We start from the raw sequence: 18,807 nt of genomic DNA on the forward strand, positions 1-18,807 counted from the left end.
CGCCCCGGCACGACCTGCGGCCATGGTGAGCCCGCCCACTGTCGGCTCGAGGTCGGCTGGCCGGTTCGCCGGGCCGCCGTACACTGGTGGGGATCACTGACCCGGCGCGCGTTCGACGCGCCCATGGGCGATCTTGCGGGCGATTCGGCGGCGGTGAGCCGCGGCGGGCCATCGCGAAGATGCGCCCCGCCCGAAAGGTTTTACTTGACCAGCTCTGCTGACCTCGGCATGTCCCCGTCCGTCTCCGACTCCCCGGTGGCCCCGGCCACCCCCGTGGAGCAGCGTCCCGAGGGCGCCGACTCCCCCGACTTCGCCGCCCTCGGCCTGCCGGACCAGCTGGTCCGTGCGCTGGCCCGGCAGGGCATCACCGCGCCGTTCGAGATCCAGCGCGCCACCCTGCCGGACGCGCTGGCCGGCCGGGACGTCCTCGGCCGCGGTCAGACCGGCTCCGGCAAGACCCTGGCCTTCGGGCTGCCGATCATCGCCCGGCTCGCCGAGCTCAACCGGGCCCGGCCGCTGCACCCGCGCGCCCTGGTGCTGGTGCCGACCCGCGAGCTGGCCATGCAGGTCAACGACGCGCTGCTGCCGCTCGGCAAGTCCGTCGGCATCTTCCTCAAGACCGCCGTCGGCGGTGTGCCGTACGACCGGCAGATCGACGCGCTGCGCCGCGGCGTGGAGATCATCGTGGCGACGCCGGGCCGGCTCGGCGACCTGATCTCCCGGGGCGTGTGCAACCTCGACGACATCGAGGTGACCGTGCTGGACGAGGCCGACCAGATGGCCGACATGGGCTTCCTGCCCGAGGTGACCGAGCTGCTGGCGAAGACGCCGGCGGGCAGCCAGCGGCTGCTCTTCTCGGCCACCCTGGACGGTGACGTCGACGCGCTGGTCAAGCGGTTCATGACCGACCCGGTGACCCACTCGACCGCCCCGTCGACCGCGTCGGTGTCCACCATGGACCACCACATGCTGCTGATCCCGCCGCACGACAAGTTCCCGGTCGCCGCGTCGATCGCCGCCCGGGACGGCCGGACGATGGTCTTCGCCCGTACCCAGCTGGGCGTCGACCGGCTGGTCGAGCAGCTCGCGGCGGTGGGCGTACGCGCCGGTGGGCTGCACGGCGGCAAGACCCAGCGGATGCGTACCAAGACCCTCGCCGAGTTCAAGGAGGGCCGGATGAACGTGCTGGTCGCCACGGACGTGGCGGCCCGGGGCATCCACGTGGACGGCGTCTCGCTGGTGCTGCACGTCGACCCGCCCAAGGACCCGAAGGACTACCTGCACCGCGCGGGTCGCACCGCCCGGGCCGGCGAGTCCGGCGCGGTTGCCACGCTGGTGCTGCCGAAGCAGCGGCGGACCACGCTCGCCATGCTGGAGAAGGCCGGGGTGGAGCCGGCGGAGACCCGGGTCCGGGTCGGTGACCCGGCACTGGCCGAGCTGACCGGCGCCCGGGAGCCCAGTGGCGTGCCGGTCCGCGAGGAGCCGGAGCCGCGTCGGCACGGCGACCGCCCGTCCGGGCAGCGCCGCTTCGGCGACCGGGACCGTGGCCCGCGTTCCTTCGGTGACCGGGGCCCGCGCGGCTACGGCGACCGGCCCGCGGGCGACCGCGGCTCGTACGGCGACCGCCCGGCCGGTGACCGCCGCTCGTACGGCGACCGCCCGACCGGTGACCGGCGCTACGGCGACCGCCCGACCGGCGACCGGGGCTACGGCGACCGGGACACCCGCGGCGGCTACGGCGACCGGGACACCCGCGGCGGGTACGGCGACCGCGCCCCCCGCGCGTACGGCGACCGGGACGGTGGCCGTCCCTACGGCGACCGGGCGCCCCGCCCCTACGGCGAGCGCGACGGCCGGGGCGAGCGCGGTTTCGCGGCCGACCGCCCGGCCGGTGAGCGCCGGTTCGCCGACCGGGACGGCCGGGGTGGTTTCCGCGCCGATGACCGTGGGCGTGACGACCGGCGTGGCTTCGGCGGCCGGGCACCGGCCCGCACCCACTGAACGATCCGCGTGACCGGCCCGGCCGACGCCGGTGCCTGACCTTCGACGCCGCCGTGGAACCCTGGTTCCGCGGCGGCGTCGGCGCATCCGCTGCCGGTGTCGGGGATCAGGCGTAACGTCCGGCTCATGCCGACGATGCCGAAGTCGCTCTTCTGGACCCGCACGGACACCACCGGCGCGGAGCACGTCACTCTGGACGACGGGAGTGGGCTCACCGCCCAGGGCACGATCCTGGCCGTCGACCCGCTCGCCTTCACCTGCCGCTACCGGCTCACCGCCGGGCCGGACGGGACGACCGGCCGACTGGAGGTCGAGGTCGAGGGGGCCGGCTGGCGGCGGAGCGTACGCCTGGAGCGGGCGACCGACCGGTGGCGGGTGACCACCGGCGAGGAGGGTGACCTGGACCGGGCGCTGCGGGCGGCGGGGCATCCGCCGGCCGGGCTGCCCGGCACCGACGACCCGGACCGGCTGGCCGACGCGGTCGACGTCGACCTGGGCGGTTCTCCGCTGTTCAACTCGCTGCCGATCCGGCGACTGGGGTTGCACCGGGCGGCGGGGCAGCCCGAGCGGCGGCTGACGGTGGCGTGGGTGCTGGTGCCGAGCCTGGTGGTCGTACCGGCGGAGCAGACGTACACGTCGCTCGGGTCGGGTCGGGTGCGCTTCGCCAGCGACACCTTCACCGCGGAGCTGGAGGTGGACCCGGAGGGCTGGGTGGTCCGCTACCCGGGGCTGGCCGAGCGGGCCGACCCGCGCTGAGGCGGTCGGGTCGGCCCGGGACGCCTCAGGCCGGCCAGGCGCCGGTGCTCAGGAAGCGGTCGATGGTGGCGGCGTGCGGGGTCAGGGCGAGGCCCTGTCCGGCGACCCACTCGTCGGAATAGTAGGTGTCGGCGTAGCGGTCGCCCGCGTCGCAGATCAGGGTGACCACGGATCCGGTCCGGCCGGCGGCGAGCAGTTCGGCGATCAACCCGAAGGCGCCCCAGAGGTTGGTGCCGGTGGAGCCGCCGACCTTGCGGCCGAGCACCCGGGAGCCGGCCCGCATGGCGGCCAGCGAGGCGGCGTCGGGCACCTGCACCATCCGGTCCACGACCGAGGGCAGGAAGGACGACTCGACGGTGGGCCGGCCGATGCCCTCGATCCGGGAGCCCCGGCCGGTGCGGACCGACCAGTCGGCGGCCTGCCAGGCGGGATAGAAGGCGGAGTTCTCCGGGTCGACCACGCAGAGTTTGGTGGGCAGCCGCCGGTAGCGGGCGTACCGGCCGATGGTGGCGCTGGTGCCGCCGGTGCCGGCGCCGACGACGACCCAGGCCGGTACGGGGTGCCGTTCCAGGGCGAGCTGGGCGTAGATCGACTCGGCGATGTTGTTGTTGCCCCGCCAGTCGGTGGCCCGTTCGGCGTAGGTGAACTGGTCCATGAAGTGGCCGCCGGAGTCCTCGGCCAACCAGCGGGCCTCGATGACCACCTTGGCCGGGTCGCGGACGAGGTGGCAGCGACCGCCGTGGAACTCGATCTGGGTGATCTTCTCCGGTGACGTGGAGGCGGGCATGACGGCGATGAACGGCAGCCCGAGCATCCGGGCGAAGTACGCCTCGGAGACGGCCGTCGATCCGGAGGACGCCTCGACGATGGTGGTCTGCGGGCCGATCCAGCCGTTGCAGAGGCCGTAGAGGAAGAGCGACCGGGCGAGCCGGTGCTTGAGCGAGCCGGTGGGGTGCACCGACTCGTCCTTGAGGTAGAGGTCGATCCCCCAGGCCCGGGGCAGCGGGAAGGGCAGCAGGTGGGTGTCGGCGGACCGGTTGGCGTCGGCCTCGACCGTGGCGATCGCCTCGGTCAGCCACGTCCGGCCCGCCTCGTCGCACCGGTCCAGGTGTGTCACCCGGGCAACGTTACAAGTGAGGTCGGCTCGGGTCCGGTCCGACCCGGCGGCGCTGCCGGCGCTGCCCGGCCCGGCCCGCCGCCCGGACGGCGGGCAGGAGGGCGAGGGCGATCCGGGGGAAGGCGTCGAGCAGCCGCACCTGGGCGCCGCGCCACCGGGGCAGGCTGACCACCGGCCGGGGTCGCCGGGCCAGCCGGACGGCCCGGGCGGCGACCCGTTCCGGGCTGAGCATCGCCCCGGTGAAGGAGGCCACGGCGCCGGGGTCGGCCAGCCGGTCGTGCAGCATCGGCGTCCAGATCCCGTCCGGGCACAGGCAGGACACGTGTACGTCCCGCAGGCCGACCGTGCGCAGGTCGGCGAGGGTGCCGATGCTGAACGCCAGCAGCGCGTGCTTGCTGGCCGCGTAGACGGTCTCGCCCGGGGCGGCGACCAGCCCGGCCAGCGACACGACGTTGAGCACGTGGCCGCGCCGGCGCGGGCGCATCACGTCCAGCGCGGCCAGGGTGCCGTTCATCGCCCCGAGCGCGTTGACCTCGACGATCCGTCGCCGGGTCGCCGCGTCGTGGGTCCAGGACGGGCCGGTGGCGAGGATGCCGGCGTTGTTCACCCAGAGCCCGAGCCCGTCGGCGGCCCGCCCGGCCGCTTCGGCGGCGACGTCGGCGCAGGCCGCCGCGTCGCGGACGTCCAGGGCCCGGGACCAGCCGCCGAGCGGCCCGGCGGCGGCGCGGACCGCGTCGGCGTCCAGGTCGGTCAGGAGTACGTCCCACCCGTCGCTGTGCAGCGCGGCGGCGATCGCCCGGCCGAGCCCACCGGCCGCCCCGGTCACGACGGCCACTGCCCGCGCCGGCTCGCGTGCTGGCGGTCTCATCGGCGCACGGTATCGCCACCGCCCCGGCCCGCGCCAGAGCGCCCACGGGCCCCCATGTGACGACCCGCCGGCCCTGTCACTCATGCGACGGCCCGCTGTTGTCGCTGTGGGTGACCGCAAACGTTAGCCACCCTGCGTCACCGGCGCGCGCGGTAGCGTGCACCCGTCCTCCCCGCTTTGCTCTGCTGCCACCCACGCAACAGCACCCCAACCAGCGGTTCCAGGGTCGGCAAAACTCGACACCGCCTCGCCGGTGGTCACGCTCGGTGGCTGTTGCGTCCGAGGGCAGCAGAGCAAAGCGGGGGCAAGGGGTCCGGTGGAGCGGCGGGGATGTCACGCTCCGCAGCGTGGAGCGGGCAGCCCACTTCGGCCGGGCCGGGCGTCCGGCGACTCCAACGCGAGCGATCCCATCGGGCCGGGCCGGCGGCTCGGGCACTCCAGCGCGGTCAGGCCCCGGGCGGGGTGAGGGGCTGGGGGCGGTTCTCCCACTTGGTCGACAGCGCGATCCCGGTCCGGGTGGAGGCCACCCCGGGCGTCCGGTTCAATCGCACGATCAGCTGCTCCAGCTCGGCGATGGTGCCGACCCGCGCCTTGAGCAGGAACGACTCCACGCCGGCCATGAAGTAGCAGGACTCGATCTCCGGCATCTGCCGAAACGCCTCGAGCACGTCGTCGGCGTCGCCGCCGGAGTCCTCGACGATGCCGATCAGGGCGGTGACGCCCAGCCCGATCGCCTCCGGCTCGACCTCCGCCCGGTACGCCCGGATCACTCCGCCGGACTCCAGCTTGCCGACCCGCTCGTGCACCGCCGGCGCGGAGAGGCCGACCTGCCTGGCCAGCTCGGCGTAGGACAGTCGGGCGTTGCCGCGCAGCAGCTCCACGAGGCTCAGGTCGATGGCGTCCACGGACGGTGACCCTATCGGTCACGGCGTAACGCGGGACGCTCGGTGTCCGTTGAACATGACGTCAGGTGACAGTTCGCAGACTCACAGTCGGAGGGCCCCGCCGCCGGTACCATTTACTAACTTCCCACTCAGTGCTTTTTTCGCGTTTGGCGGACAGGCCAGGTCGCTGGTGCTGTAATTGCCATACGTCCCTCATGACGGCTCTGGGCTCGCACCGGCCGGGGGCAGTGTGTTCAGCCGGGGGCTTCGTCGACGCGAGGAGGGGGCTGTGGACACTGGAGATCGCCTGCTGACACCGGGTGAGGTCGCCGCGCTGTTTCGGGTGGACCCGAAAACTGTGACGAGATGGGCGGCGGCCGGCCGGATAGGCAGCATCCGGACTCCAGGCGGGCATCGCCGGTTTCGGGAATCCGAGGTGCGGGCCCTGCTTGAGGGGGAGGGCATGCTGGACGAGGCGGAGGACATGGGCAAGCCACGCAACGTGGGCCCGACCGCCTCGACCGGTCCAGGGCCGGCCAACGCCGGCATGTACTGAGTGGTGCCGGGTGGTACGCGGACCGGGCGACAGGCTCCGGTCCGCGCACCGGTGAGACCGGCGGGTCAGGACCGGTCGGCGGCGAGCTGACCGGACCAGCGACGGAACAGGGTGTGCGGCACGCCGAGGGCGTCGAGCACCTTGCCGGCGACGAAGTCGACCAGTTGCTGGGCCGAGGCGGACGCCCCGGCGCCGTAGAAACCCGGACTGGCCGGCAGCACCACCGCCCCGGCGTCGTGCAGCGCGATCAGGTGCTCCAGGTGACTGCGGGTCACCGGGGTCTCCCGGGGCACCACCACCAGCGGCCGCCGCTCCTTGAGGTTGACCTCCGCGGCGCGCTGCAACAGATCCTTGGACAGGCCGATGGCGATCCCGGCGCACGCCGCGGTGCTCGCCGGCACGACCGCCATGCCGCGTACCCGGTAGGAGCCGCTGCTCGGGCCGGCCGCGAGGTCGCCGGCGGGCCAGTGCCGGACGTCGGCGTCGGCCAGGTCGCGGCCGAGCCAGCCGGCCAGGTCGTCGGCCCAGTGGGCGTCGCGGAACGGCCGGCCGGTCTCGTCCAGGATCGTCAGCCGGGCGGCCCGGGACACGATCAGGTCGACCGGCTCACCGGCGTCGAGCAACCCGCGGACGACCGCCGCGGCGTACGGCGTGCCGGACGCACCGGAGACCCCCACCACCCATGGTTCGCGCATGCCGTCAAGAGTGCCTGGTCACCGCGGGTGCGGGTGCGCCGGGGCGGCGGTACCCGCGCGGACCTGCCATGCTGCCGGGGACGATCGACCCTCGACGGAGGAGTGGCCGGTGACCGGCGGAGCGGTTCTGGAGTCGCTGCGCACCGAGTGTCCCGTTCCGGCCCGGATCTCCCCGCACGCCGACCGGGTGCAGGAGTGGTTGGTCGGGCAGCTCCACCGGCACGGCCTGCCGGTGGACGCCGCGGCCCGCACCCGGCTGGCCGAGGCCGGCTTCGCCAGGTACGCGGCCCGCCTCTACCCGGCCGCCACCGAGGCCGACCTGCGGGTGCTGAGCCTGCTGTTCACCTGGTTCTTCCTGGTCGACGACGCCTGCGACGGCCCGGCCCGGTTCACGTCCGACCAGATCCGCCGGCTGCGGGACGGCGTGCTCGCCGTGCTGCGCGACGGACCGCGGGCCCGCCATCCGGCGTTCACCGGTCCGCTGCGCCGGCTGCTGGTGCAGGCCTGGCGGGAGCCGCGCCGGCGGATGCCGGTCCGCTGGCGGGTGCGGTTCGCCGACGCGGTCGGCCACCACCTGCACGGCGTCCGGCGGGAGGCCGCGGCGAAGGAGGCGGGGCGCCGCCCCGGGGTGGCCGAGTACGTGGCGCTGCGCCGGGCCACCTCGGCGGCGTACGTGTCGTACCCGCTGGTGGAGTTCGTGACCGGCCGGCCGCTGCCGGACCCGGTCTACCACCATCCGCGGCTGCGTCGCCTCGCCGACCTCGGCAACGACCTGCTCTCCTGGTACAACGACATCGCCTCGCTGGAGCGGGACCGGGCGACCGCCGGCGGGCACAACCTGGTGCTGGCGCTGGCGACCGAGCACGGGGTCGACCCGGAGGCGGCGGTCGACCTGGCGGCGGCGCGCTGGCGGGAGACGATGCGCGAGTTCGTGGCGCTGCGCGCCGCCGTGCCGTCGTTCGGTCCGGGGCTGGACGAGGCGGTCACCGACCATCTCGACGGGGTGGCCGCGGCGGTGCGCGGCACCATCGAGTGGACGCTGGAGAGCGCCCGCTATCCCACCGGGCCCGTCAGCCCCGCAACCCGAGGCGGATGACCAGGTCGAGCAGGGCGAAGACGAACAGCGCGATGCCGACGAAGCCGTTGGCGGTGAAGAACGCCCGGTTGACCTTGCTCAGGTCGGTCGGGCTGACCACCAGGTGCTGGTAGCCGAAGGCGACGGCGGTGAACGCCAGCCCGATCCACCAGAGCCAGCCGAAGCCGACCAGCGCGCCGAACCAGATGAACAACGCGAAGGTGATCACGTGCGCGACGGTGGAGGCGTGCAGCGCGAAGCGCCGGCCGTAGCGGGCCGGGACGCTGCGCACGCCGATCTCCCGGTCGATCTCGGAGTCCTGGCAGGCGTAGATCAGGTCGAAGCCGCCGATCCACAGGCCGACGGCGGCGCCGAGCAGCCAGGCCGGCCAGGAGCCGTCGAGGGTGCCGGTGACCGCGAGCCAGGCGCCGACCGGTCCGACCGCCTGGGCGATGGCGAGGATGGCGTGCGGCCAGTTGGTGAACCGCTTGCCGTACGGGTAGACGACCAGCGGGATCACCGCGAGCGGCGCGAGCACCAGGCAGAGCGGGTTGAGCAGGGCGGCGGCGGCCAGGAAGACCACCAGCGCGACGGCCGCGCCGGTCCAGGCCGTGCGGACGCTCACCGCCCCGGTGACCAGTTCCCGGTTCGCGGTACGCGGGTTCCGGGCGTCGATCCGCCGGTCGAGGATCCGGTTGGCGGCCATGGCGAACGTCCGCGCGCCGACCATCGCCACGGTGATCAGCAGCAGGTCGAGCCAGCGGACCCGTCCGCCGTTCACCTGCATGGCGGTCAGCGCCGACAGGTACGCGAAGGGCAGGGCGAAGACCGAGTGCTCGATCGCGACCAGCTTGAGGAAGGAGGTGACCCGGCCGGGCCGCTCCGCGACGGCGGTGGCCATCAGATCCCGTACTCCTTCCAGCGCTTGTCGACCAGGGAGGTGACCTCCGGCGACATGGTCATCTCCTCCGGCCAGCCGCGGGTGTAGCCCTCGGCGGGCAGCTTGCGGGTGGCGTCCACGCCCGCCTTGCCGCCCCAGAACTGCTGGTACGACGAGTGGTCGAGGTGGTCCACCGGGCCCTCGGTGAGGAGCAGGTCGCGGGCGTAGTCGACGTTGCCGAAGGCGCGGAAGGCGACCTCGTTGTAGTCGTGCACGTCGCAGTCCTCATCGACGATCACGATCAGCTTGGTCAGCGACATGAGGTGGGCGCCCCAGATCGCGTTCATCACCTTCTGCGCGTGCTTCGGGTAGCGCTTGCGGATCGACACGATCGCGCAGTTGTGGAACACCCCGGCGGCCGGCAGGTCGTAGTCGACGATGTCCGGAATCATCAGCTTGAGCAGCGGCTGGAAGATCCGCTCGGTGGCCTTGCCGAGGCCGTGGTCCTCCTGCGGCGGCTTCGAGGTGACGATCGAGTGGTAGACCGGCTCGCGCTGCATGGTCATCGTCTCGACGTGCAGCACCGGGAACGGCTCGACCGGGGTGTAGAAGCCGGTGTGGTCACCGAACGGGCCCTCGGGGAGCCGCTCGCCGGGCTCCAGGTAGCCCTCCAGGACGATCTGGGCGTGCGCCGGGACCTGCAACGGCACGGTGAGGCAGTCGACCATCTCGACCCGTTCGCCCCGCAGGAAGCCGGCGAACAGGTATTCGTCGATGTCACCGGGGAGCGGCGCGGAGGCCGCGTACGAGACGACCGGGTCACAGCCGATGGCGATGGCGACCGGGAGCCGCTGGCCGAGCCGCTCGGCGACGGCGTGGTGCGCGGTGGAGTCCTTGTGGATCTGCCAGTGCATGCCGAGGGTGTTCCGGCCGTGCTGCTGGAGCCGGTAGAGGCCCAGGTTGCGCTTGCCGGTCTCCGGGTGCTTGGTGTGGGTCAGCCCGTAGTTGTGGAAGATCCCGCCGTCGCCGGGCCAGACCTGCAGGCCGGGCAGCTTGTTCAGGTCGACGTCGTCGCCCCGGTAGACCACCTGCTGGCAGGGGGCGGTCTTCACCTTGCGCGGGGGCACCGACTTGAGCTGCATGACCTTGCCCAGGCCCTCGCGGATGCCGGACCAGCCGACCGGCAGCTCCGGCTTGATCAGCGCGCCGATCCGGTCGCCGATCTCGTCGAGCGAGTCGACGCCGAGCGCCATCGCCATCCGCTTCTCGGTGCCGAACAGGTTGATCGCCACCGGCATCTCGCCCCGGGTGGGGTGCTCGAAGAGCAGCGCCGGCCCGTCGGCCCGGACCGTCCGGGTGACGATCTCGCTGATCTCCAGGGTGGGGTCGACCGGGACGCTGACCCGCCGCAGCTCGCCCGCCCGTTCCAGGGCCGCGAGGAAGTCCTTGAGATCGGTGTACGGGAAGCCACGAGCCGCCATGCCCGCAAGTCTCCCGCACCCCCGGCCACTCCGCCCACGCCGGGGCCTGTGATGTAAGCACGGGCCCCCTGTTAACGCATTCGGTAGAGCAGGGGCCCCCTGTTAACACTCGGGCGGCATGGGCGGCGGCCCACCGGGTAACCGCGGCTGCGGCGACGGACGGGGGCAGCGATGGGCGAGCGGGTTCCGGCGGGGTTCACCGAGCAGCGGATCCAGGTCGGTGGGATCACCATGAACCACCTGCGCGGCGGCAGCGGTCCCCCGCTGGTGCTGCTGCACGGCTATCCGCAGTGCGCGCACATGTGGCGGCACGTGCTGCCCGAACTGGCCCGCTCGTTCGAGGTGGTGGCACCGGACCTGCGCGGCTTCGGCGACACGGACGCCCCGCCCGGCGGGTACGACAAGAAGACCGTGGCCGCCGACCTGCACGGCCTGCTCACCGCCCTCGGTCTGACCGACGACCTCCGGCTGGTCGGGCACGATCTGGGAACGATGGTCGCCTACGCGTACGCCGCCGCCCACCCCGCCGCGGTGTCCCGGCTGGTGCTCACCGAGGCGCCCATCCCGGACGAGAGCATCTACACCCTCCCGGCCCTGACGACCGCCGGGCCGGCGGTGTGGAACTTCGGCTTCTTCAATGTCGCCAACGGCCTGCCCGAGCAGCTGATCACCGGCCGGGAGTCGCTCTGGGTGGACCGCTTCACCGACTCGATCATGGTCAACAAGGGCAGCATCGGCCCGGAGGACGTCGAGGAGTACGCCCGGCACCTGCGCGACCCGGACCATCTGCGGGCCAGCTTCGACTGGTTCCGCGCGTTCGACCGGGACGTCGCGGACAACGCCGGGTACCGGGCGACGAAGCTGCCGATGCCGGTGCTCGCCGTGGGCGCCCGGGCCAGTCTCGGCGAGCAGGTGGCCATGCAGGTCCGCCGGTACGCCGACACGGTCACCGGCGAGGTGGTGGAGGACTGCGGGCACTGGCTCTTCGAGGAGCGGCCCGCCGAGATGTGCGCGCTGCTGCTGCCGTTCCTGCGGGGCTGACCCGGCGGCCACGGGAGGGCAGCCGGACCTCAGGCGGCCGGTTCCCAGGCGTACGCGGCGAGCGGCGGGTCGACCGGGGCGGCCACCAGCCGGTTGGCGAAGGTCGAGATGGTGTACGCGCCGACGCCGAGCACCACGTCCAGCGCGTGCCGGGGGCGCCAGCCGGCGGCGAGGAAGTCGTCCAGCTCGTCGTCGGGGGTCGCGCCCCGGTGGTGGAGGACGGCGAGGGTGAAGCGGCGCAGCGCCTCCAGGCGCGGCTCGGGGAGCGTGCGTTCGGAGCGCAGCGCCTCGATCAGCTCCGGCGTGCCGCCCAGCCCGGTCAGGGTCGCGGTGTGCATGGCCACGCAGAGGTGACACTCGTTGCGGGTGGCGACGGTGAGCACCACCACCTCCCGGGCGACCGGGTCGAGGTCGGTGGACTCGAAGGCGGCGGTGGCGGCGAAGAAGCCCTTGAGCAGCTCGGGCGACTCGGCCAGCAGGGCGACGGCGGTGGGCACGTGCCCCTGCTTGCGCTGCACGGTCGCCATGATCTGACGTCCGGCGTCGGACGTGGTGTCGGTGGTGTGGACGGTGAAGACCGGACGGGACATCACGGAACCCCTGACGTAGAATAGTCAACGTGGTTGACCAAACCGTAAACCAGGTTGTCGAAAATGGCAACGTCTGACCGCCCGGGCTTCGCGCTGCCGCTGCTGCTGCTGGCCGGCTTCCGCACGCTCATCGACGACCTGCACGCCGAGCTGGCCCGGCACGGGCACCCCGAACTGCGGCCGCTGCACGGCTTCGTCCTCCAGGCCGTCGGCGACACCGGCACCACCGCCTCCGAGCTGGGGCAACGCCTCGGCGTCTCCAAGCAGGCGGCCGGCAAGACCGTCGACCGGATGGTCGCCCTCGGGTACCTGGAACGTGCCGACGACCCCGCCGACGCCCGCCGCAAGCTGGTCCGGATGACGGCGAAGGGCCACGACGGGCTGCACCGGTCCGCGGTCGTCTTCGACCAGCTCCGCGACCGCTGGGTGGGCGCGCTCGGCGCCGACCGGGTCGCCGCCGTCGAGGACGACCTGCGCCGGATGGTCCCGGCCGACGTGTTCCGCCTCGACGTCCCGGGCTGGTTCGGCGGCTGACCCCTCGTGCTGACAGCGCCACGCCCACGCGCCACGATGGGCGGATGGACGACGCGTACGTCTCCGGCGACCCGGAGGGCCTCACCCCGCTGCTCCGGCAGATCCGCGACGCGGTGGCCCGCGAGCTGCACGCCCAGTACGCCCTGCGGGCCGACCGCCTCGACCTGGCCGACCTGCCGGAGGTGGCCTACCAGGTCACCCTGCGCGTCGACGAGGTGCTGACCGGGGTCAGACCCCGGCGTACGAGTGCAGACCGGTGAAGAAGAAGTTCACGCCGAACAGGTTCATCAGCATGGTGGCGAAGCCCAGGATCGAGATCCAGGTGGCCACGCTGCGCTTCATGCTCGGGGTGGCGCGGGCGTGCAGGTAGCCCGCGTACACCACCCAGGAGATGAACGCCCAGGTCTCCTTCGGGTCCCAGCCCCAGGCCCGACCCCAGGCCGCCTCGGCCCAGATCGCCCCGGCGATCACCGCGAAGGTGAAGATCGGGAAGGCGAAGGCGTGCAGCGTGAAGGTCAGCCGCTCCAGGCCGGCCGCGCCGGGCAGCCGCTTCGCCAGGGTGTACGGGAAGCTCCGCCTGCCCTGCTCCCAGCCGGAGCGGAGCAGGTACGCCGTGGCCGGCACCACGCCCAGCAGGAAGATGCCGGAGGCGAAGACGATGGTCGACACGTGGATGATGAACCAGTACGACTGCAACGCCGGCATCAGCGGCGTGACCTGCACGTAGAGCTTCAGCTCGGCGAACGCCAGCAGCAGCACCATCACCAGGGTCAGGAAGAGCCCGAGCCGGCGCAGCTGCGGCCGCTTCACCAGCACGGCCAGCCACGCGGCCGAGCCGATCCAGGTGACCGTGAGCACGAACTCGTACATGTTGCCCCAGGGCATCCGCTCGGCGGCGATGCCCCGGGTGACCAGCGCGCCGAGGTGCAGCGCCACGGCGAGCGCGGTGAGCCAGCCGGCGACCCGGCCGGCCAGCTCCGCACGCGCGCCCGAGCGGCCTGGCCGGGTCACGGCCGGCGCGGCGGGCTCGTCCACCGTCCCGCCCACACCGCCGACGCCCGCGCCGACCAGCTCCCGGGCCGGGGCTGCGGCCTTCGCCGGCACGGCCCGGGCGTTGCCCAGGGCGTACTCGACGGCGTGGCTGATCATCGCGACCAGGTACGCCAGGATCGCGTACGTGACCAGCTGGTCGGAGAGTGCGGACATCACTCGTCTCCTTCTGGCGCCCGCCGGTCGTCCCGTCCGTCACCGCTGACCGCGGCGACGAGCTGGGCGAACTCGTCGGCGAAACCCGGATGTTCGGTGCGCGGCAGCCCACCGGCCTCCACCAAGCTACTACCGCTCGTCGGAGATCCAGTGTCGGGGGCGGCAACCCGGAAGAAGACCCGCCGCCGCCGGACGAAGAGCGAACCCATCAGCCCGACCAGCAGGGTGGCGCAGGCGACCAGCATCAGCAGCTGGCCGGGGGCGTACCGGACCGCGATGGTGATGTACGGCTTCGTGCCGACGAACTCCAGCGTGCTGCCGTCGTCCAGGGTCCACTTCTCGCCCGGCGCCAGCTTCTTGTCGCCGATCTGCTTGAGCTTGCCGTTCTCCACCTGCCGCTGGTCCAGCTTGTAGACCGAGCCGGGGATGCCGGCGTCCAGCCCGAGGTTCCCCCGGTACGCGACCAGCACCACCGCCGGGTTGCGCTCCGCCGGGAACCGGGACTCCACGAACGGCCCCTGGTCCGGGGCGGTCGGCAGGTAGAGCCCCTCGAAGGCGATCTGCTGGTCGGGGGCGCGCTTGCCGGTCTTCGGGTCGACGTTCGCGTCGGGGAAGGCGGCCACCCCCTCCTCCGTCGCGTTCGGGTCGCCGGTACGCAGGAACGGCGTCGTGCTGGTCTGGCTGCGGCCGTACCGGTCGGTGTACTTCAGGATCGGGGCGTACCCGTTGCCGAGCAGGTAGACGTTGGCCGAGTCGAGCCGCAGCGGCGAGTTCACCGAGAAGCCGGCGGTCCGGGCCGCATCGCCGGGCAGGTTGTCCACGGTCACCGTGGCCCAGTACCGCCTGGCCTGCCCGGAGGGGAGGTACTCCGCCTCGAACCGGTCCAGGGTGAGGCAGAACGGCGGCAGGTCGGCGCTGTCCACCCGGGGGCCGAGGGTCGCCTCGGCGTACTGCTGGCGGGTGTTGCAGAAGGCGTTCTCCGGGTCGGCGACCAGGATCCGGTTGCCGTGCCAGCCGTACCAGGAACCCAGCGCGACCCCGAGCAGGACGGCGACCAGCGACACGTGGAAGAGCAGGTTGCCGGTCTCCTTGAGGTAGCCCTTCTCGGCGGAGACCTCGTTGCCGCGCACCACGACCCGCCAGCGACGGCGGCGCAGCACCGCCGCGATCGCCTCGGCGTCGGCGGCGGCCGGCGCCTCCAGTACCGCGTGCGCGGGCAGCCGGTCGAGCCGCTTCGGCGCGGCCGGCGGGCGCATCCGCAGCGCCCGGACGTGGTCCCGGGCCCGGGGCAGGATGCAGCCGACCAGCGAGGTGAAGAGCAGCAGGTAGATCGCGGAGAACCAGACCGAGCCGAAGACCTCGAAGAAGCCGAGCTGGTCCAGCCGGGGGGCCAGGTCCGGGTGGTCGACGAAGTACCGGTCGACGTTCTCCGGGTTCACCCCGCGCTGCGGCAGCACCGAGCCGGGGACGGCCGCGACCGCGAGCAGGAAGAGCAGCACCAACGCGGTACGCATGCTGGTCAACTGCCGCCACGAGTTGCGCAGCAGGGCCAGCACCGGATTGACCCGCCGCCGGGGCGCCCCCGCGGGTGGGGCCGCCGGCCGGTCGTCGACGGTCGTCATCAGATGCTCACCTCACCCGGGCCCACGTTCGTCTGCAACCAGATCACCACGTTCTGCCAGCCCCCGGTGACCAGCGCCAGCCCGATCAGGATCAGCAGGGCGCCACCGACCCGGGTCACCCAGCGGCTGTTGCGCCGCACGGCGCGGAACACCCCGAGCAGGCGGTGGAAGCCCAGCCCGAAGACGATGAACGGTATCCCCAGCCCGAGGCAGTACGCCACGGCCAGCAGCACCGCCCGGTCGGTCTGTCCACCGGCGGTGGCCAGGGCCAGCACCCCGCTGAGCGTCGGGCCGGTGCAGGGCAGCCAGCTCAGCGCGAAGACCGCGCCGAGGGCGGGCGCGCCGAGCAGGCCGGCCGACGGGAGCCGGTTGATCCGGAACTCCCGCTGCATCCCGGGCACCAGACCCAGGTAGCCCAGCCCGAGCACGATCACCAGCGAGCCGAGGACGATCTCCAGGGTCCGCTCGTGGTCGAAGAAGACCCGGCCGAAGCTGGCGAAGAGGATCGCGGTGGAGGTGAAGACGAAGGTGAAGCCGGCGATGAAGAGCAGCGTGCCGGCCAGCACCCGCCCCTTGACGGCTGCGGTCCGCCGTACGGCCGGCGCGGCCACGGCCACCGCGCCGTCCCCGTCGGGGGTGTTAACAGGGGGCCCCTGCTCTACCGGAGGCGTTAAGAGGGGGCCCTTCCTTGCATCCCGGCCCTCGAGGTCGGCGCCGGCCAGGCCGGTGACGTACGACAGGTAGCCGGGCATCAACGGCAGCACGCACGGGGACAGGAAGCTCACCAGCCCGGCGAGCGCCGCCGCGCCGACGGCCAGCAGCAGTGGGCCGGAGAGCGCGAGCTGGCGAAAGGTCTCACCCATCAGCGTGAACCCTCGGCGGCGACCTTCTCGACCAGGGGCCGCAGGCCGTCCTGGGTGACCGCCGCCCGGATCACCGTGGCGATCCGGCCCTCCCGGTCCAGGATCACCGTCGCCGGGATGGTGTTCGGCGGGATGTCCAGGGCCAGCGCCAGCCGACTCGCCGGGTCGAAGAGGCTCGGATAGGTGACCCGACCCTCCTCGAAGGCGACCGCCTTGTCCCGGTTGTCCTGCACGTTGATCCCGAGGAAGGCCACCCCGGAGCCCTTGGTCGCCTGGTAGGTCGCCTCCAGGTCGTCGGCCTCGGCCCGGCAGGGCGCACACCAGGAGCCCCAGAAGTTGAGCACCACCACCTGGCCGCGGGCCTGGGACACGTCGTACCGGCCGTCGCCGGTGAGCAGGTCACCGGCGATCTTCGGGGCCGGGGAGCGCTGGTCGGGGGCGCACTGGACGATGCCGTCGGCGGTGTCGCAGCGGCTCTCCTCGGTGCCGGAGGAGCAGCCGACCAACGCCGTACCGGCGGTGACGGCGGCGAGCAGGGCGGCGGCGAGCCTCCGGGTGAGCATCAGGCCCCCTTGGCCGTCCGGGCGGTCGGCGAGATGGCGATCAGGTGCGCGGCCGGCTCGGAGTAGGAGATGCCGGCGATCCGGTCGCCGTCGAAGTGGAACGAGGTGAGGCTGGCCAGGCCGCACTGCCGGCGGCGCGGGTCGTGCCAGAGCCGCTTGCGCTCGACGTACCGGCGCAGGGTCCAGATCGGCAGCTGGTGGGAGACCAGCACCGCCTCGCGCCCCGCGGCGGCCACCCGGGCGGCCTGGAGGGCGGCGAACATCCGCTCGGCGATGGTCAGGTAGGCCTCGCCCCAGGACGGGGTCACCGGGTCACGCAGCACCCACCAGTTGCGCGGGTCGCGGAACCCGCCGTCGCCCGGGGAGACCTTCTTGCCCTCGAACCAGTTGGCGCTCTCGATCAGCCGGTCGTCCACCCCGACGGAGAGCCCGAACTGGGCGGCGATCGGCTCGGCGGTCTGCTGGGCGCGTTCCAGCGGGCTGGCCACCACGTGCACCACGGTCTTCTCGGCGAGCGCCTGCGCGGCGGCCTTGGCCATCTGCACGCCCAGCTCGGAGAGGCGGAAACCCGGCAGCCGGCCGTAGAGGACGCCCTCGGGGTTGTAGACCTCGCCGTGCCGCAGCACGTGCACGACCGTTTCCTTGCCCATCTGGCTAACCCCCGTGTCCCGCGGCTGCCGCCGCCCGCGCCGCCTCCGGCAGGGCGGCGGAGATCTGCTCACACGCGGCGTCGTCGATCGCCGCCGAGACGAACCACGACTCGAACGCGCTGGGCGGCAGGTAGACGCCGGCGGCCAGCATCGCGTGGAAGAACGCCTTGAACGCGGGCACCTGCTGGGTGCGGGCGGTGTCGTAGTCGACCACGTCGGCGTCGGTGAAGAAGATCGAGAACATGCTGCCCGCGTACGACAGGCGGTGCGGGACCCCGGCGGCGGTCAGCGCGTCGCCGGCCAGCCTGCCCACGACGGCGGCCGTCTCGTCGAGCCTGCGGTAGAGCGCGTCGTCGGCGAGCCGCAGCGTGGCCAGGCCGGCGGCGCAGGCCAGCGGGTTACCGGAGAGCGTGCCGGCCTGGTAGACCGGGCCGGCCGGGGCCAGTCGCGCCATGATCTCGGTCCGGCCGCCGAAGGCCGCGGCGGGCAGCCCACCCCCCATGACCTTCCCGTACGTCCAGAGGTCGGCGTCGGAGGCGTCGAGGCCGTGCCAGCCGGCGCGGGAGACCCGGAACCCGGTCATCACCTCGTCGACGATCAGCAGCGCGCCGTGCGCGTGGGCGATCGCCGCCAACTGCTGGTTGAAGCCGTCGCGGGGGGCCACCACGCCCATGTTGCCGGCGGCGGCCTCGGTGATGATCGCGGCGATGTGCGGGCCCTCGGCCGCGAAGGCCGCCTCGACCGCGCGGATGTCGTTGTACGGCAGCACGATGGTGTCGCCGGCCGCCGCGCCGGTCACGCCGGGCGAGTCGGGCAGGCCGAAGGTGGCCACGCCCGAGCCGGCGGCGGCGAGCAGCGCGTCGGAGTGCCCGTGGTAGCAGCCGGAGAACTTGATGATCTTCGCCCGGCCGGTGAAGCCCCGGGCCAGCCGGATCGCCGACATGGTCGCCTCGGTGCCCGAGTTGACCAGCCGGACCTGCTCGACCGGGGTACGCGCGACGATCTCGGCGGCCAGCTCCACCTCACCCGGGGTGGGGGTGCCGAAGCTGGTGCCGCGCCCGGCGGCGTCCCGGATCGCCTCGACCACCTCGGGGTGGGCGTGGCCGAGGATCAGCGGCCCCCAGGAGCAGACCAGGTCGACGTAGCGCCGGCCGTCGGCGTCGAAGAGCCAGGGACCCTCCCCCCGGACCATGAAGCGCGGGGTGCCGCCGACGGCACGGAAGGCGCGCACGGGAGAGTTCACCCCGCCCGGCACGATGGCCTTGGCGCGGTCGAACAGGGCCTCGGAGGCCGGCGCGTCGGCCGGGTAACGGCCGGATCCGGCGGAAAAGGTATCGGTCACGATGCCGCCATTGTGTCAGCGCCGGACGGCGAAGCGGCAGCCACCCCGGCAGCGGGTTACCGGGCTCACGCACCGGACCGGCG

The 18,807-nt window shown here is 73.2% G+C and carries 20 protein-coding genes; 7 read left to right on the plus strand and 13 right to left on the minus strand.

The genetic code is table 11. The features are described from left to right. Positions 1 to 204 precede the first annotated feature (204 nt). Entirely contained in the window at positions 205 to 2,001 is a 1,797-nt protein-coding gene (locus GA0070564_RS05880) for a DEAD/DEAH box helicase (protein ID WP_091603523.1), read from the plus strand. Positions 2,002 to 2,136: 135 nt separating this feature from the next. Next, positions 2,137 to 2,757, plus strand: a complete 621-nt coding sequence (locus GA0070564_RS05885) for a putative glycolipid-binding domain-containing protein (protein WP_091604636.1) — start codon at positions 2,137 to 2,139, stop codon at positions 2,755 to 2,757. 25 nt (positions 2,758 to 2,782) lie between these two features. Here GA0070564_RS05885 and cds1 read toward each other — a convergent pair whose 3' ends face one another. From cds1 to GA0070564_RS05900, 3 genes are all read right to left on the minus strand, one after another. Further along, the gene (gene cds1 / locus GA0070564_RS05890) at positions 2,783 to 3,874 is read right to left on the minus strand and encodes an L-cysteine desulfhydrase Cds1 (protein WP_091603526.1); all 1,092 of its coding nucleotides are present in this window, start codon (positions 3,872 to 3,874) and stop codon (positions 2,783 to 2,785) included. A gap of 10 nt (positions 3,875 to 3,884) precedes the next feature. Then, positions 3,885 to 4,742, minus strand: coding sequence for an SDR family NAD(P)-dependent oxidoreductase (locus GA0070564_RS05895; RefSeq protein WP_091603529.1), 858 nt, complete (start codon positions 4,740 to 4,742; stop codon positions 3,885 to 3,887). 446 nt (positions 4,743 to 5,188) lie between these two features. Continuing rightward, entirely contained in the window at positions 5,189 to 5,647 is a 459-nt protein-coding gene (locus GA0070564_RS05900; protein WP_091603531.1) for an Lrp/AsnC family transcriptional regulator, read from the minus strand. Between the two features lie 268 nt (positions 5,648 to 5,915). Here GA0070564_RS05900 and GA0070564_RS05905 point away from each other — a divergent pair, with 268 nt between their 5' ends. Continuing rightward, positions 5,916 to 6,182: a BldC family transcriptional regulator gene (locus tag GA0070564_RS05905; RefSeq protein ID WP_091603534.1), complete on the plus strand. Its 267-nt coding sequence runs from the start codon at positions 5,916 to 5,918 to the stop codon at positions 6,180 to 6,182. A gap of 65 nt (positions 6,183 to 6,247) precedes the next feature. Here GA0070564_RS05905 and GA0070564_RS05910 read toward each other — a convergent pair whose 3' ends face one another. Continuing rightward, the gene (locus GA0070564_RS05910; protein ID WP_091603537.1) at positions 6,248 to 6,877 is read right to left on the minus strand and encodes a UbiX family flavin prenyltransferase; all 630 of its coding nucleotides are present in this window, start codon (positions 6,875 to 6,877) and stop codon (positions 6,248 to 6,250) included. Positions 6,878 to 6,986: 109 nt separating this feature from the next. On the opposite strand from GA0070564_RS05910, the gene GA0070564_RS05915 reads away from it, so the two are divergent. Continuing rightward, the gene (locus GA0070564_RS05915; protein WP_091603540.1) at positions 6,987 to 7,973 is read left to right on the plus strand and encodes a terpene synthase family protein; all 987 of its coding nucleotides are present in this window, start codon (positions 6,987 to 6,989) and stop codon (positions 7,971 to 7,973) included. Here GA0070564_RS05915 and mqnP read toward each other — a convergent pair. Further along, positions 7,948 to 8,853 carry a menaquinone biosynthesis prenyltransferase MqnP gene (gene mqnP, locus GA0070564_RS05920; RefSeq protein WP_091603543.1) on the minus strand — a complete coding sequence of 302 codons (906 nt, stop codon included), beginning with the start codon at positions 8,851 to 8,853 and terminating at the stop codon, positions 7,948 to 7,950. The two genes, GA0070564_RS05915 and mqnP, sit on opposite strands and share 26 nt — an antisense overlap. Continuing rightward, on the minus strand, positions 8,853 to 10,313 hold the full coding sequence (locus GA0070564_RS05925; RefSeq protein ID WP_091603547.1) for a menaquinone biosynthesis decarboxylase: 1,461 nt from the start codon (positions 10,311 to 10,313) through the stop codon (positions 8,853 to 8,855). Before GA0070564_RS05925 ends, mqnP begins: the two co-directional genes overlap by 1 nt. A 171-nt stretch (positions 10,314 to 10,484) precedes the next feature. Here GA0070564_RS05925 and GA0070564_RS05930 point away from each other — a divergent pair, with 171 nt between their 5' ends. Beyond that, positions 10,485 to 11,354 carry an alpha/beta fold hydrolase gene (locus tag GA0070564_RS05930; RefSeq protein ID WP_091603550.1) on the plus strand — a complete coding sequence of 290 codons (870 nt, stop codon included), beginning with the start codon at positions 10,485 to 10,487 and terminating at the stop codon, positions 11,352 to 11,354. 29 nt (positions 11,355 to 11,383) lie between these two features. Here GA0070564_RS05930 and GA0070564_RS05935 read toward each other — a convergent pair whose 3' ends face one another. Then, entirely contained in the window at positions 11,384 to 11,944 is a 561-nt protein-coding gene (locus GA0070564_RS05935; protein ID WP_091603553.1) for a carboxymuconolactone decarboxylase family protein, read from the minus strand. 63 nt (positions 11,945 to 12,007) lie between these two features. On the opposite strand from GA0070564_RS05935, the gene GA0070564_RS05940 reads away from it, so the two are divergent. Beyond that, a complete protein-coding gene (locus GA0070564_RS05940) occupies positions 12,008 to 12,478 on the plus strand; it encodes a MarR family winged helix-turn-helix transcriptional regulator (RefSeq protein WP_091603556.1) in 471 nt (156 codons plus the stop codon). Positions 12,479 to 12,522: 44 nt separating this feature from the next. Beyond that, the gene (locus GA0070564_RS05945) at positions 12,523 to 12,738 is read left to right on the plus strand and encodes a hypothetical protein (RefSeq protein WP_091603559.1); all 216 of its coding nucleotides are present in this window, start codon (positions 12,523 to 12,525) and stop codon (positions 12,736 to 12,738) included. Here the strand turns inward: GA0070564_RS05945 and ccsB are convergent. Genes ccsB through hemL form a run of 6 tightly spaced genes read right to left on the minus strand, consistent with a single transcriptional unit; the run spans position 12,707 to position 18,724 of the window. After that, on the minus strand, positions 12,707 to 13,684 hold the full coding sequence (gene ccsB, locus GA0070564_RS05950) for a c-type cytochrome biogenesis protein CcsB (protein WP_091603562.1): 978 nt from the start codon (positions 13,682 to 13,684) through the stop codon (positions 12,707 to 12,709). The two genes, GA0070564_RS05945 and ccsB, sit on opposite strands and share 32 nt — an antisense overlap. Beyond that, the gene (locus GA0070564_RS05955) at positions 13,684 to 15,306 is read right to left on the minus strand and encodes a cytochrome c biogenesis protein ResB (protein ID WP_091603565.1); all 1,623 of its coding nucleotides are present in this window, start codon (positions 15,304 to 15,306) and stop codon (positions 13,684 to 13,686) included. The genes ccsB and GA0070564_RS05955 overlap by 1 nt, the downstream gene beginning before the upstream one ends. Further along, positions 15,306 to 16,169 (minus strand): cytochrome c biogenesis CcdA family protein, encoded by an 864-nt coding sequence (locus tag GA0070564_RS05960; RefSeq protein ID WP_091603568.1) that lies wholly within the window; start codon positions 16,167 to 16,169, stop codon positions 15,306 to 15,308. Before GA0070564_RS05960 ends, GA0070564_RS05955 begins: the two co-directional genes overlap by 1 nt. Next, positions 16,169 to 16,732: a TlpA family protein disulfide reductase gene (locus GA0070564_RS05965; RefSeq protein ID WP_091603571.1), complete on the minus strand. Its 564-nt coding sequence runs from the start codon at positions 16,730 to 16,732 to the stop codon at positions 16,169 to 16,171. The genes GA0070564_RS05960 and GA0070564_RS05965 overlap by 1 nt, the downstream gene beginning before the upstream one ends. Further along, a complete protein-coding gene (locus tag GA0070564_RS05970; RefSeq protein ID WP_091603574.1) occupies positions 16,732 to 17,382 on the minus strand; it encodes a histidine phosphatase family protein in 651 nt (216 codons plus the stop codon). The genes GA0070564_RS05965 and GA0070564_RS05970 overlap by 1 nt, the downstream gene beginning before the upstream one ends. Positions 17,383 to 17,386: 4 nt before the next feature. Continuing rightward, positions 17,387 to 18,724 carry a glutamate-1-semialdehyde 2,1-aminomutase gene (gene hemL / locus GA0070564_RS05975; RefSeq protein ID WP_091603577.1) on the minus strand — a complete coding sequence of 446 codons (1,338 nt, stop codon included), beginning with the start codon at positions 18,722 to 18,724 and terminating at the stop codon, positions 17,387 to 17,389. Positions 18,725 to 18,807 lie beyond the last annotated feature (83 nt).

This window comes from Micromonospora mirobrigensis (genome assembly GCF_900091555.1).
Taxonomy (GTDB): domain Bacteria; phylum Actinomycetota; class Actinomycetes; order Mycobacteriales; family Micromonosporaceae; genus Micromonospora; species Micromonospora mirobrigensis.

Bases quoted from the DNA above. Each gene is read 5' to 3' on its own strand.
- GA0070564_RS05885 (WP_091604636.1), top strand. From the start codon at position 2,137: ATGCCGAAGTCGCTCTTCTGGACCCGCACGGACACCACCGGCGCGGAG.
- GA0070564_RS05895 (WP_091603529.1), bottom strand. From the start codon at position 4,742: ATGAGACCGCCAGCACGCGAGCCGGCGCGGGCAGTGGCCGTCGTGACC.
- GA0070564_RS05910 (WP_091603537.1), bottom strand. From the start codon at position 6,877: ATGCGCGAACCATGGGTGGTGGGGGTCTCCGGTGCGTCCGGCACGCCG.
- mqnP (WP_091603543.1), bottom strand. From the start codon at position 8,853: ATGGCCACCGCCGTCGCGGAGCGGCCCGGCCGGGTCACCTCCTTCCTC.
- GA0070564_RS05925 (WP_091603547.1), bottom strand. From the start codon at position 10,313: ATGGCGGCTCGTGGCTTCCCGTACACCGATCTCAAGGACTTCCTCGCG.
- GA0070564_RS05930 (WP_091603550.1), top strand. From the start codon at position 10,485: ATGGGCGAGCGGGTTCCGGCGGGGTTCACCGAGCAGCGGATCCAGGTC.
- GA0070564_RS05935 (WP_091603553.1), bottom strand. From the start codon at position 11,944: ATGTCCCGTCCGGTCTTCACCGTCCACACCACCGACACCACGTCCGAC.
- GA0070564_RS05940 (WP_091603556.1), top strand. From the start codon at position 12,008: ATGGCAACGTCTGACCGCCCGGGCTTCGCGCTGCCGCTGCTGCTGCTG.
- GA0070564_RS05945 (WP_091603559.1), top strand. From the start codon at position 12,523: ATGGACGACGCGTACGTCTCCGGCGACCCGGAGGGCCTCACCCCGCTG.
- ccsB (WP_091603562.1), bottom strand. From the start codon at position 13,684: ATGTCCGCACTCTCCGACCAGCTGGTCACGTACGCGATCCTGGCGTAC.
- GA0070564_RS05955 (WP_091603565.1), bottom strand. From the start codon at position 15,306: ATGACGACCGTCGACGACCGGCCGGCGGCCCCACCCGCGGGGGCGCCC.
- GA0070564_RS05960 (WP_091603568.1), bottom strand. From the start codon at position 16,169: ATGGGTGAGACCTTTCGCCAGCTCGCGCTCTCCGGCCCACTGCTGCTG.
- GA0070564_RS05965 (WP_091603571.1), bottom strand. From the start codon at position 16,732: ATGCTCACCCGGAGGCTCGCCGCCGCCCTGCTCGCCGCCGTCACCGCC.
- GA0070564_RS05970 (WP_091603574.1), bottom strand. From the start codon at position 17,382: ATGGGCAAGGAAACGGTCGTGCACGTGCTGCGGCACGGCGAGGTCTAC.